At 71.5% G+C, this 13,348-nt stretch carries 7 protein-coding genes; 5 read left to right on the top strand and 2 right to left on the bottom strand.

The genetic code is table 11. The annotated features are described in order from the left end of the window. The first annotated feature begins 37 nt into the window (after positions 1–37). On the top strand, positions 38–1,156 hold the full coding sequence (locus O7629_RS32370; RefSeq protein WP_278174096.1) for a glutamate--cysteine ligase: 1,119 nt from the start codon (positions 38–40) through the stop codon (positions 1,154–1,156). Positions 1,157–1,337: 181 nt separating this feature from the next. Continuing rightward, complete coding sequence (locus tag O7629_RS32365; protein WP_278174795.1) at positions 1,338–1,937, top strand: nitroreductase family protein; 600 nt, start codon at positions 1,338–1,340, stop codon at positions 1,935–1,937. 49 nt (positions 1,938–1,986) lie between these two features. On the opposite strand, the gene O7629_RS32360 is transcribed toward O7629_RS32365, so the two are convergent. Together O7629_RS32360 and O7629_RS32355 are read right to left on the bottom strand one after the other, a co-directional pair. After that, positions 1,987–3,540 carry an NAD(P)-binding domain-containing protein gene (locus O7629_RS32360; RefSeq protein WP_278174095.1) on the bottom strand — a complete coding sequence of 518 codons (1,554 nt, stop codon included), beginning with the start codon at positions 3,538–3,540 and terminating at the stop codon, positions 1,987–1,989. 210 nt (positions 3,541–3,750) lie between these two features. Continuing rightward, positions 3,751–4,065 carry a hypothetical protein gene (locus O7629_RS32355; protein ID WP_278174094.1) on the bottom strand — a complete coding sequence of 105 codons (315 nt, stop codon included), beginning with the start codon at positions 4,063–4,065 and terminating at the stop codon, positions 3,751–3,753. Between the two features lie 520 nt (positions 4,066–4,585). Between O7629_RS32355 and O7629_RS32350 the strand changes: the two genes are divergently transcribed. Genes O7629_RS32350 through O7629_RS32340 form a run of 3 tightly spaced genes read left to right on the top strand, consistent with a single transcriptional unit; the run spans position 4,586 to position 13,345 of the window. After that, the gene (locus tag O7629_RS32350) at positions 4,586–6,493 is read left to right on the top strand and encodes a CRTAC1 family protein (RefSeq protein WP_278174793.1); all 1,908 of its coding nucleotides are present in this window, start codon (positions 4,586–4,588) and stop codon (positions 6,491–6,493) included. Further along, positions 6,490–7,485 carry an enediyne biosynthesis protein gene (locus O7629_RS32345; protein ID WP_278174093.1) on the top strand — a complete coding sequence of 332 codons (996 nt, stop codon included), beginning with the start codon at positions 6,490–6,492 and terminating at the stop codon, positions 7,483–7,485. Before O7629_RS32350 ends, O7629_RS32345 begins: the two co-directional genes overlap by 4 nt. A 13-nt stretch (positions 7,486–7,498) precedes the next feature. Beyond that, a complete protein-coding gene (locus O7629_RS32340) occupies positions 7,499–13,345 on the top strand; it encodes a type I polyketide synthase (RefSeq protein ID WP_278174091.1) in 5,847 nt (1,948 codons plus the stop codon). The last annotated feature ends 3 nt before the right edge of the window (positions 13,346–13,348 follow it).

Below are 13,348 nucleotides of genomic sequence, written 5' to 3'. Positions count from 1 at the left end.
GGCCGACGTCGAGCCAGCCGTGGAGGTCTCCGCCGCCATGAGTCCGACCAACCGCCAGCCGGACATCGCCCCGCGGTTCGGGGTGGAAGAGGAGTTCCTCGTCGTCGACCCGGTCACCCGGGCTCCGGTGCCGCGCGCCGCCGAGGTCGTCGCCAGCGCCGCGTCCCGGTTGCCCGGACGGGTGGCCGGCGAGATCACCCCGCTGCAGGTGGAGACCCGTACCGAGCCGTGCGTCGGGCACACCGAGCTGGCGGCGCAGCTGGCCGAGGCCCGCAAGGTCGCTGGCGGATGCGCCCGGGAGCGCGGACTGCGGCTGGTGGCCACCGGCTCGGCCGCCGTCGCCGGGCCGGTGCCGCCGCCGATCACCACCGGGCCACGGCAGGACCGGGGCATCGAGACGTTCCGCGGCCTGCACGACGAGCTGGCCATCTGCGCGCTGCATGTGCACGTGGAGATGCCCGACCGGGAGCGGGCGGTGCAGGTCGGCAACCATCTGCGGCCGTACCTGCCGGTGCTGCTGACCCTCACGGCGAACTCGCCATTCTGGGACAACCGGGACTCCGGCTACGCCAGCTGGCGGACGATGACCTGGCCGCGTTGGCCGGTGGCCGGTCCGCCGCCCCGGTTCGACTCGGCCGCGCACTACGACCGGGTGGTCGACTCGCTGCTGGCCGCCGGTGCGTTGGTCGACCGGGGCACGATCTTCTGGGACGTCCGCCCGTCCGAGCACAGCCCGACCGTGGAGGTCCGGGTCGCCGACGCCGCGCTCACCGTCGAGGAGACCGCGCTGTACGCGGCCGTGGTCCGCGCCCTGGTGACCCGGCTGTCGGCGCTGGTCGAGCAGGGTGTGCCCGCGCCCGACGTACCGGACGAGCTGCTGCGGGTGGCGTACTGGCGGGCGGCGCGCGACGGGTTGGACGGCGCCGGCCTGGATCCGGCCACCGGCCGGCTCCGGCCGGCCGCCGACCTGGTCGGTGACCTGGTCGCGGCGGTGGAGGGCCAGCTACGGGCCCAACGCGCCCACCGGATGGTGGTCGACGGGGTGGACCGGCTGCTGGCCGACGGCACCGGCGCGCGACGGCAGCGGCTGGCCGCGCAACGACCGGGCGGGCTGGCCGCCGTGGTCGACTACCTCGCCGAGCGCACGTCCAGCTGACGCACGCACGCGCGACCGGGCCGGCGGCAGCGACAACGACAGCGGCGACAACGGCAATCGGTGGCAACTATCGGGGCCCACGGTGGGTGATCCTTGAAGGACAGCCCGACCGGCCCTGGAGGTCCCCGTGCAGAACGTCGCGACGGTCCCGTTCCATCTCGACCGGCTCGACCCGGCCGCGATGGGTTCCACCGCCCGCCGGTTCGCCGACCAGATGGCCAGCCGCCGTTCGGTGCGGCACTTCGCGCCCGACCCGGTGCCGCTTGAGGTCATCGAGGAGGCGGTACGCGCGGCGGCCTGCTCGCCCAGCGGGGCGAACCTGCAGCCGTGGCGGTTCGTCGTGGTCACCGACCCGCAGCGCAAACGCCGGCTACGTCAGGCCGCCGAGGCGGAGGAGCTGGAGTTCTATACCCGGCGGGCGTCCGCCGAGTGGCTGCGGGCGGTGGCCCCGATGGGCACCGACTGGCAGAAGCCGTTCCTGGAGACCGCCCCGGTGGTCATCGTGGTGTTCGAGGTGCACCGGGGCCCCAACTCACCCAAGCCGTACTACGTCAAGGAGTCGGTCGGCATCGCCACCGGGGTGCTGATCACCGCGCTGCACCTGGCCGGGTTGGCCACCCTCACCCACACGCCCAGCCCGATGAAGTTCCTCAACGAGATCTGCGACCGCCCCGCCGAGGAACGGGCCTGCGTGGTGATGCCGGTCGGCTACCCGGCGGCCGGGGTGACCGTGCCGCAGCTGACCCGCAAGCCGCTGTCCGAGGTCCTGGTCCACCGGTAGCCGGCAGCGACGCCGGCTCCCTGGTGGCCGGATGGCAGCTTCCCTGGTGTCAGCGGTGCAGGTCGGCGGCGAAGAACCGGAGAAGCGGCTGGACGTGCCGGTCCGGTCGACGCCACTCGGCCAGCAGATCCTCCAGCAGGTGCAGCTCCTCGACGAGTTCACCGCCCCGGTAGCGGCGCACCACCGGGTGGATGAAGGCGCTCTCCGACGCCCGGTCGGGCTGCGGATGGCGTTCGATCGAGAAGACGTCCGGGTAGTCGTCCCGCCCCCACCGCAGCCCGAACGTGTAGTAGTGGCTCTCGCTGCCGAATCGGCGTACCGCGTAGTCCTCCGGCAGGTCGTGGTAGTGCCGGACGTGACCGGTGGCCTGGTCGACGACCAGGGCGTCGACCAGGAACTCGAACTGGGTCCACAGCGCCGAGCTCCAGTTGACCCGGTCGAGCACCGCCCGGGTCAACGAGTCGGCGTCGGCGGAGACCTTGTCGAAGTCCAGCGGCGCCGCCTCGTACCGCTCGCGCAGCAACGCGGTCAGGGTCCGCAGGTTGTACCGGAACCCGTCAATGAACGCCGAGGAGGCCTTCTTGAAGTCGCGGTCCTGGGCCAGGGTGCCGGCGAAGTAGAGCCCGTCGACGTCGACCGACTGCCAGTCCGGGTCGGTGGCCGGCATCCGGCCGCTGGGGACCAGCCTCGGCCGCGCGCTGTCACCGAAGATCGAGGTGTCCATGGCGAAGCCGGTGCAGCGCAGCACCGATTCGTACTCCATCACCGCGGTCTCGCCGTCGGCGTGGGTGTAGGTGAGGTGCACCTCGTACCGGTCGCCGACCGGGCGGATCTCGTCGATGACGCAGTCCAGCACCGAGTGCAGGGTCTTGAACTGGTAACTGTCCAGCACCGCGCCGTGGTGGCCGCGTACGTCCCCGGGGTGTTTGGTGTTCCAGGCCAGCCGCATCGGCCGCGGGCTGGCCAGGTGCACCATGGCGGCGTGGCCGAGGATCGCCGAGGCGGTCTCGAACGCGGAGTTGCCCTTGCCGAGGATCAGCACCCGGTGGCCGGCGTAGTCCGCCGCGTCGGTGCTCATCGCCTCGTAGCCGACCGCGTGTTCGATGCCGGGCACGTCGGGGATGTTCGGCCGGCCCCAGCCGGTGGCCACGACCAGGCACTCGCAGCTGTACGTCTGGTCGCCGGCGAACACCAGGAAGCCCTTGTCGGTCTTCTCGACCCGGTCGACGCCGACCCCGTACCGGATGGCCAGCCGGTGGTGCCGGGCGAAGTCGGCCAGGTAGCGGACCAGGTCGTCGGCGCTCGGGTAGTACTCCCGGCTGTAGTCGGAGAAGGGCAGCTCGAACGGCTCGTGCAGCAGCGAGTTCCAGTCCCAGCGGAGCCGGATCTCCGGGTCGGTGCTGACGGTGTGCACCTTGTTCAGCGAGATCAGGCCGCGGTGTCTGGGGAACCGCCGGAAGAACTCCCCGGGAGCGTCGGACCGCTCCAGCGCGAGGTAGTCGCTGCCGGCCTGCTGCAGGTAGTAGCTGAGCTGCAAGCCGGCCGGGCCGGCGCCGACGATCAGATACCGATGGTGGATGGTCGCGGGCGACGCGTCGGTCATGGATCTCTCCCCGGTCGGAATATCCATGACTTTTAATGATAAATGAGAATAAGTCAATCGGTCGTACGGATCATCGACGACCGTCCGAGGGGCGGTTGCGCGGCCCCACCGGGGATCCCGGTCGCCGGGCCACGGTGGACGACCCGGGGCACCCGGATACCCAGCCGTGGTGGACGGGCCGGGCGCCCGGGATCGCCGCTGCGGCCGAGGTCAGGCCGCCTGGGTCGCCGGTTCGCGCCGGCCACTGACCTTCGCCGGCGGCATCGGGCCGCCCTTCGCGGTGCCGGACATCTCGTCACCGTCGACGACCACGTCGAACACCAGGTTCATCCGGATCGGCTTGGTGATCGACTGGAACCAGGACAACCGGTCGCCGGCCAGCTGCAGGTCCTGCAGTACCAACTCCTCCTTCTCCCCACGGGAGATCCCCTGCAGCGCACCGTCCTTGGTGAACAATTCGAGCACGGTGTGCCGGGTACCCAGCGGGGTGGCCACGGCGACCTTCCAGAATCCCTCGACAGACACGACGGCTCCTTCTCTGCGCGGTGAGCCGGACAGCCGACCGCAATACGACGGTGCACGGTGTCCGGATGACGCGTCATGCGACACCTCACTCAGGCTAGCCAGCTCCCGCCGCCGAGGGTTTCGCAATATTGCCGTCTTTCCGTCCGACCGGATCGTCGACGGATTGTGACAGATCCAGGGAATGCAGCGAATCATCGGAGGCAATGTGAAAGAAGCGCTCCGCCGTACGACCGTCGGACGATGATCCCGGTGGCCGACCGTGCCGTGCGGCCTCCCCATCTCCACCCACCCTCGGCTTCAGGAGGATCCCCGGCGAGCCGGGAGCCACAAGGGCTCCCGTTCACCGCACGCCATTTCCGGAAATTCATCGGATCGGCGTTGCGGCAACGACGTCCGCCCTGTCAACTCCGTCGGCCTGGACAACAGCCGATGGTTCCCGCAGTAAGGAGACCAGACCGTGCTGGGTCAACGCCTGCGCTCGATCAGCCCCGGAATAGCGGCGATTTTACTCCTCGCCGTGATGTTCTTCGTCATCGACGCTCGCGTGTCGGTGGCCGGCGCTGACGAGGTTGCCCAAAAGTACCGGTTCACCGAGCTTGAGATCGACTATCCGGAGGGTTACGACCAACTACCTAAACGGAACATCCGTGAGGTCAACGAGTCGTACCACAAGATCCGGTCCTGGATCTCCTCGGTGGGCGCGAGCATCGCCGTCAACGACCTGACCGGCCACGGGGTGGCCAACAGCCTGTGCTTCGTCGACGTGCGGACCAACGAGGTGGTGGTCACCTACGCGCCGACCGCACCGGCCGCCGACCGGTTCGAGCCGTTCCTGCTCGACCCGGCCCCGCTGCCGATCGACCACACGATGGCACCGATGGGCTGCGTACCGGGTGACTACAACCTGGACGGCCGGATGGACATCATGGTGACCTACTGGGGTCGGGTGCCGATCCTGTTCCTGCGCAAGGCCGGCACCGAGCTGCCCGCCAACGAGGCGTACCACCGACAGGAGATCCTGCCGCAGGACTCGCCGGACGGCCGCTACCACGGTCCTAAGTGGCACACCAACGCCGCCACGGTCAACGACTTCGACGGCGACGGCAAGCCGGATGTGGTGATCGGCAACTACTTCCCCGAGTCCGACGTGCTCGACCCGGACGGCCAGGACAACGTCGAGATGAACGACTCGCTCTCCACCGCCACCAACGGCGGCGGGCTGCAGGTGCTGCGCTGGCATGCGGCGACCGCCGGTGACACGCCGTCGGTGACGTTCGTGCCGGAGCGGGGCGCGGTCCCGTTCGCCAAGAGCACCGGCTGGACCCTGGCGCTCGGCTCCGCCGACCTGACCGGTCGCGGCCTGCCGGACATGTACGTGGCGAACGACTTCACCTTCGACGCCCTGCTGCACAACGTCTCCCGCCCCGGTCGGATCAAGTTCGAGGCGGTCTACGGCGAGCGCAGCCACGGTACGCCGAAGTCGTTCCAGCTGGGCAAGGACTCGTTCAAGGGGATGGGCGTCGACTTCGGCGACCTGAACGCCAACGGCAGCTTCGACATGGTGGTCTCCAACATCACCACCGCCTGGGGGCTGGAGGAGAGCAACTTCGTCTGGGTGAACCAGGCCGGCTCCGAGGAGGAGGCTCTGCAGAGCCTCTCCGCCGGTACCGCGCCGTTCATCCAGCAGGCCCGGCCGCTCGGCATGGCCTGGAGCGGCTGGGGCTGGGACGTGAAGTTCGCCGACTTCCGCAACGACGGCGACCTGGAGGTCGTGCAGACGCTCGGCTTCGTCAAGGGCGACATCGACCGGTGGCCGTGGCTGCAGGAGATGGCGATGTCCAACGACAACCTGCTGTCCAACCCGGCGATGTGGCCGAACATGCAGCCCGGCGACGACATCGCCGGTGACCAGCCGCTCGCCTTCTTCGCCCGGACCGACAGCGGCGAGTTCACCAACATCACCGAGCAGCTCGGCCTGGACGTGCCGATCCCGACCCGCGGCATCGCCACCGCCGACACCCGGGCGACCGGCGCGCTCGACCTGGCCGTGGCCCGGCAGTGGGCCGCCCCGGCGTTCTACACCAACGAGGCACCGGACCTCGGCGACTACCTCAACCTGCGGCTGTACCGGCCGACGCTGGACGGCACCGACGCCGACCTGCCCGGTACGCCGGCCTACGGCGCCACCGTCACGGTCACCACCGCAGACGGGCGCCGGCAGGTCTCCCAGCTCGACGGCGGCAGCGGCCACGGCGGCAAGCGCAGCTTCGAGGTCCACCTCGGGCTCGGCGACGCCACCGGCCCGGTCACCGTCGACCTGCGCTGGCGTGACCTCGACGGCGATCTGCACAGCACCACCCAGCAGCTGTCGGCCGGCACGCACACCCTCGTGCTGACCGACCGTGTCCAGGAGGTTCCGAACCGATGACCACGACCGCCGAACGCCAACAGACCGTCGGCACGACGACGGCCCCCGCCGGCCCACCAGCGCCGGCGGCGAAGGAGCCGGACCGCCGCTACCTGGCGCTGCGCAACTTCGCCATCTCGATGACCGTGTTCAACATCCTCGGATACACCGTCCTGGGCTTCGAGCAGCCCTGGCTGTGGCCGATCCTGGCGGTGCTGGTGGGCTACGCCACCGACCTGGTCTTCGAGACCTTCAGCGCCCGGATGCAGCAGCGGGCACCCCGGTACGCCGGGCGCGGCGGACGCGGCCTGTACGAGTTCCTGCTGCCCGCCCACATCACCGCGCTGGCCTGCAACATGCTGCTGTACGCCAACGACATGTTCCTGCCGATCGCGTTCGCGGTGATCGTCGGTGTCACCGGCAAGTACGTCTTCCAGGCCCCGGTGTACGGCCGGATGCGGCACTACATGAACCCGTCCAACCTGGGCATCACCGCGGCCCTGGTCTGCTTCGGCTCGTGGATCTCGATCGCCCCGCCGTACCAGTTCACCGAGGGTGCCAACACCTTCTTCCGGATCATGATCCCGATCATCATCGTCACCGCCGGTACGGTGATCAACGCCATGCTGACCCGCAAGGTGGCGTTGATCGTCGGCTGGCTGGGCGGCTTCGCCATCCAGGCGCTGCTGCGGCACTGGATCTGGGACGTGGCGCTGTTCTCCGCGCTCGGCGTGATGGCCGGGGTGGCGTTCGTGCTGTTCACCAACTACATGATCACCGACCCGGGGACCACCCCGGTCAAGCCGATCCACCAGTTCATGTTCGGGTCGTCGGTGGCCATGGTCTACGGCGTACTGATGCTGTTCAACGTCGTCTACACGCTGTTCTTCGCCGTCGTCGTGGTCTGCGGCGCCCGCGGCATCTACTGGTGGATGGTTCACCTGCGCAAGCGCGCCCAGCAGCAGGCGGCGGTGGCACCCGCCCCCGCGCCGGTGGCCGGCGCGGCGGCGTGAGGAAAGGTATCTGATGACTGACCGTATCGCGGTGGTCGGGATCGCCTGCCGGTATCCCGACGCCGACTCCCCCAACCAACTGTGGGAGAACGTACTCACCGGCCGCCGGGCCTTCCGCCGGCTGCCGGACGAGCGGATGAACCACGAGGACTACTACTCCCCCGACCCGGCCGCACCGGACCGGTTCTACTCGGCCAAGGCGGCGGTGCTGGAGGGGTTCGAGTTCGACCGGGTCAAGTACCGGATCGCCGGCAGCACGTTCCGGTCCACCGACATGACCCACTGGCTGGCCCTGGACACCGTCGCCCGGGCGCTGGCCGACGCCGGCTTCGCCGACGGTGAAGGGCTGCCGGCGGCCAGCACCGGCGTGGTCATCGGCAACACCCTGACCGGTGAGTTCAGCCGGGCGAACCTGCTGCGGCTGCGCTGGCCGTACGTGCGACGCACGGTCGGCGCGGCCCTGCGCGAGCAGGGCTGGGACGACACCGCGGTGACCGCCTTCCTGGACGACCTGGAGCCGCGCTACAAGGCGCCGTTCCCGCCGATCGACGAGGACACCCTCGCCGGTGGGCTGGCCAACACCATCGCCGGGCGGATCTGCAACCACTTCGACTTCAAGGGCGGCGGGTACACCGTCGACGGTGCCTGCTCGTCGTCGCTGCTGTCGGTGGCCACCGCCTGCAACGCGCTGAGCAACGGCGAACTGGACGCGGCGATCGCCGGCGGGGTGGACCTGAGCATCGACCCGTTCGAAGTGATCGGGTTCGCCAAGACCGGCGCGCTGGCCACCGCCGAGATGCGGGTGTACGACCGCAACTCCAACGGCTTCTGGCCCGGTGAGGGCTGCGGCATGCTGGTGCTGATGCGCGACGAGGACGCCATCGCCCGGGGGCTGCGGCGGCACGCGGTCATCGCCGGCTGGGGCTACTCCTCCGACGGCAAGGGCGGCATCACCCGGCCGGAGGCCAGCGGCCACCGGCTGGCCATCCGGCGGGCGTACCAGCGGGCCGGCTTCGGCATCGACTCGGTCGCCTACCTGGAGGGGCACGGCACCGGGACGGCCGTCGGCGACGCCACCGAGTTGCGCGCGTTCACCGAGGCCCGCCGGGAGGCGGCGCCGGAGGCCGAGCCGGCCGCGATCAGTACGGTCAAGGGCAACTTCGGCCACACCAAGGCCGCCGCCGGGGTCGCCGGTCTACTCAAGGCGATCCTGGCGGTCCGCCAGCAGGTGATCCCGCCGGCAACCGGACACGTCGAGACCCACCCGGAACTCGACGTCGAGCAGCCCGCGCTGCGGGTGCCGGACAGCGCCGAGCTGTGGCCGGCGGACAAGCCGATCCGGGCCGCGGTCTCGTCGATGGGCTTCGGCGGGATCAACGCCCACGTGGTGGTGGAGACCGCCGAGACCAGTCGGCGGACCCGGGTCGGCACCGCGACGACGGCGCTGGTGCGGTCCCGGCAGGACACCGAACTGCTGCTGTTCGACGCCCGGAGCCCACAGGAGCTCGGCGAACGGCTCGGCGGGCTGGCCCCGTGGGTGGCCCGGCTGTCCTACGCCGAGCTCGGCGACCTGGCCGCCGCGCTGGCCGGGCAGCTGGCCGGCCAGCCGGTCCGGGCCGCGGTCGTCGCCGGCTCCCCGGAGCAGGCCGCCGCCCGGCTCAGCCGGCTGGCAGAGGCGGTCGCCGCTGGCGAACGTACGGTGATCGACGCCACCGACGGCGTGTTCCTCGGCGCCGCCGGCGGCAACCCGCGCATCGGGTACCTGTTCCCCGGGCAGGGTGCCGGCCGGCGGGCCGACGGTGGCGCACTGCGTCGCCGGTTCGCCGACGTCGACGCGCTGTACCGGACGTACCAGCCGCCGGCCGGCACCGACCTGGTGGCCACGGCGGTCGCCCAGCCACGGATCGTCACCGGATCGGTCGCCGGGCTGCGGGTGCTGTCCATGGTGGGCATCGAGGCCACCGGCGCCGCCGGGCACAGCCTCGGTGAACTGACCGCGCTGCACTGGGCCGGGGCGATGGACGAGCCGACGCTGCTCGCCACGGCCGCCGCCCGGGGCCGGATCATGGCCGACGCCAGCGCCGGTGACGGCACCATGGCCAGCATCTCCGCCGCGCCCGAGGTGGTGCAGCCGCTGCTGTCCGGTACGGCGGCGGTGATCGCCGGCTACAACAGTCCGCAGCAGACCGTGGTCTCCGGCCCGGTCGCCGCGGTCGAGGAGGTCGGTGCCCGGGCGCAACGACAGGGCCTGTTCTGGACCCGGATCGCCGTGTCGCACGCCTTCCACTCCGAGGCGGTCGCCCCGGCCGCGGTGGCGTTCGGCGAGCACCTGGCCGGTCAGTCGTTCACCCCGCTGGCCAGGTCGATGGTCTCCACTGTCACCGGTGAGCCGCTGCCGGCCGACACCGACGTCGTCGACCTGCTGCGCCGGCAGGTGCTCGACCCGGTGCGGTTCACCCAGGCGGTGAGCCGGCTGGCGCAGAGCAGTGACCTGCTGCTGGAGGTCGGCCCGGGTCGGATCCTGCGGGGCCTGGCCGGTGAGATCGCCCCGGACGTGCCGACGATCTCGCTGGAAACCGACAGCCTGTCGCTGTCCGGGCTGCTCAACGCCGTCGGGGCGGCGTACGCACTGGGCGCTTCGATCGACCACGATGCGTTGTTTCAGGGCCGGTTCACCCGACCGCTGGAACCCGGTCGGCCGCTGCGCTTCCTCGCCAGCCCGGCCGAGTCGGCCCCGGCCGGCGACTTCGCCGTCGCCCGGCAGGCCGGAGCCCAGCCGGCCGATCACGCCCCGGGATCCGCGAACAGCTCCCGGGACCAAGCGGCGGGGCGCTCCGGTGCCGACAGTCTCGAGGTGCTCCGTCGGCTCGCCGCCGAACGGGCCGAGCTGCCGCTGGAGGCGGTACGCCCGGACAGCCGGCCCCTTGACGAGCTGCATCTGAGCTCGATCACCGTGGGCCAGATCGTCAACCAGGCGGCCCGCGAGCTCGACGTTCCGGCGCCGACGCTGACCTCCAGCTACGCCACCGCGACGGTGGCCGAGATCGCGCAGATCCTCGACGACGCCGCCGGTGCCGCACCGGCCGGCGACGACGCGGAGCCGGTCGTCGCCGGAGTGGCCCCCTGGGTCCGGGCGTTCGCCGTGGACCTGGTGCCGACCTCGCCTGCCCCGTCCGCCGGGTCGGGTGTCGACGGTGACTGGCAGGTCTTCACCGCCGGCCACAATCCGTTCGCCGAGCCGCTGGCGGCGGCGCTACGGACGGCCGGAGTTGGCGACGGGGTGCTGCTCTGTCTGCCCCGCGACGGTCAGCCGGAGCACGTCCCGGTGCTGCTGCGGGCCGCCCGCGCGGCGCTGTCCGCCGGCGGGCCGGTCCGGTTCGTCGCGGTCGGTGACCGGCGGTCCGCCGCCGGTCTGGCCAAGACGCTGCACCAGGAGCATCCGGAGATCGACACCACGGTGGTGCTGCTGCCGTTGCCGGAGTACCCGGCGGCCGACGACGATCCGGCGGCCCGCGACGAGGGACTCGACGAGGTGGTGCGCCGGCTCGTCGCCGACGTCGGTGCGACGACCGGATTCAGCGAGGTCCACTACGACGCCGCCGGTGAGCGGTACGAGCCGGTGCTGCGGCCGATCCAGCTGCCGCCCAACGGCGGCGCCGGGATCGGCCCGGACGACGTGCTGCTGGTCACCGGCGGCGGCAAGGGCATCACCGCCGAGTGCGCGTTGGCGCTGGGCCGGGACACCGGCACCGCCGTCGGTCTGCTCGGCCGCTCCGACCCGGCCGACGACGCCGAACTGGCCGCCAACCTGGACCGGTTGCGGGCCGCTGGTGTCCGGTTCCACTACGCCCGGGCCGACATCACCGCGGTGGACCAGGTGAAGGCGGCGGTGAACGCCGTCGAGCAGGCGCTCGGCCAGGTCACCGGGGTGCTGCACGGCGCCGGACGCAACGAACCGACACCGTTGGCCGCGCTCGACGAGGCCGCTTTCCGCCGTACCCTGGCTCCGAAGATCGACGGCCTGGACGCGGTGCTCGCCGCTACCGACCCGCAGGCGCTGCGGCTGCTGATCACCTTCGGCAGCATCATCGGTCGGGCCGGTCTGCGCGGCGAGGCGCACTATGCCACCGCGAACGACTGGATGACCGACCTGACCCGCAAGGTCGGCGAGGACCACCCGCACATCCGCTGCCTCGCCCTGGAGTGGTCGGTGTGGTCGGGTGCCGGTATGGGTGAACGGCTCGGGGTGCTGGAGTCGCTGACCCGCGACGGCATCGCCCCGATCCCGGTCGAGGACGGCATCGCGATCCTCAAGGAGGTGCTGGCCAGCCCGTCCGCGCCGCAGGCGATGGTGGTGATGAGCCGCTCCGACGGGCTGCCGACGGTCACCATGGAGCGGCGGGAGCTGCCGCTGCTGCGCTTCGTCGACCGGCCGCAGGTGCACTACCCGGGCGTCGAGCTGATCGTCGACGCCGACCTGACCGCCGACGACGACCTCTACCTGCCGGACCACCTGCTCGACGGGGACCTGCTGCTGCCGGCGGTGCTCGGCATGGAGGCGATGGCCCAGGCGGCGCGGGCGCTGACCGGGCGGATCGAGACGCCGGTACTGGAGAACGTCGAACTGCTCCGGCCGATCGTGGTACCGCCCGACGGCAGCAATACCATCCGGATCGCGGTGCTCGCCGCGCCGGACGGTGCCGTCGACGCGGTGGTCCGCAGCAGCGACACCGGGTTCGCGGCCGACCATTTCCGGGCCCGGCTGCGCTACGACCTGCCGGCCCGTCCCGAGGTACGGCCGGCGCCCGCGGCCACCGAGCTGCTGCCCATCGACCCGGCCAACGAGCTGTACGGGCCGGTGCTGTTCCAGGGGTCGCGGTTCCAGCGGCTGCAGGGCTATCTGGATCTGGCCGCCACCAGCTGCGTGGCGCGGGTGTCGAACCGGTCGGTGGCGCCGTGGTTCGCCCGGTTCCGGCCGGGTGAGCTGGTGCTCGGTGACCCCGGCACCCGGGACACGGTGATGCACGCCCTGCAGTGCTGCGTACCGGACGCCACGCTGCTGCCGGGGGCGATCGAACGGCTGCACCTGGCCGACGCGAAGGTCGCCGCCACCCTGGACGCCGTCACCATCCACGCGCTGGAGCGGTCCCGGGAGGGCGACACCTACCTGTACGACGTGGACGTCTGTGACCCGGACGGCAACCTCGTCGAGCGGTGGGTGGGGTTGCGGCTGCACGCCGTACGCAAACTGGACGGTTCCGGTCCGTGGCTGCCGGCGCTGGTCGGGCCCTACCTGGAGCGGCGGGTCGGCGCGTTCCTGCCGACCGACCTGCGGGTGGTGGTCCGCCCGGACGACCCGCAGGCGACCGAGGTGGCCGACCGGCGGGAGCAGACCCGCAAGGCGGTCAGCTGGGCGCTGGGCGGCGACACGCAGGTGCGCTACCGGCCGGACGGAAAACCGGAGGTCACCGGCGGGCCGCAGATCTCGGCGTCGCACGGCGCCGGGGTGACCGTGGCGGTCACCGGCCCGGCGGCGGTCGGCTGCGACGTCGAGGTGGCCGCCGGCCGCACCGACGAGGAGTGGGCCGACCTGCTCGGCGCGGAGAACCTGGCGCTGGCCAGGCTGGTCGCCCGGGAGCACGGCGAGGAGTTGTCGGTGTCGGCGACCCGGGTGTGGGGCGCCATCGAGTGTCTGCGCAAGAACGGCCACGCGCGGGTCGACCTGGCCGCTGAGCCGAACGCACCGGCTGGCTGGGTGGCGTTGCGGTCCGGAACCACCCGGATCGTCACCTTCACCACCGCGCTGCAGGGCGTCGACGACCCGGTGGTCTTCGCGATGTCCGCCGACGGAGGCAGGTGAGTC

The organism is Solwaraspora sp. WMMD792 (assembly GCF_029626105.1).
Classification (GTDB): domain Bacteria; phylum Actinomycetota; class Actinomycetes; order Mycobacteriales; family Micromonosporaceae; genus Micromonospora_E.
The sequence above is the reverse complement of the archived record's forward strand: the minus strand, read 5'-3'. Positions and strand labels throughout refer to the sequence as shown.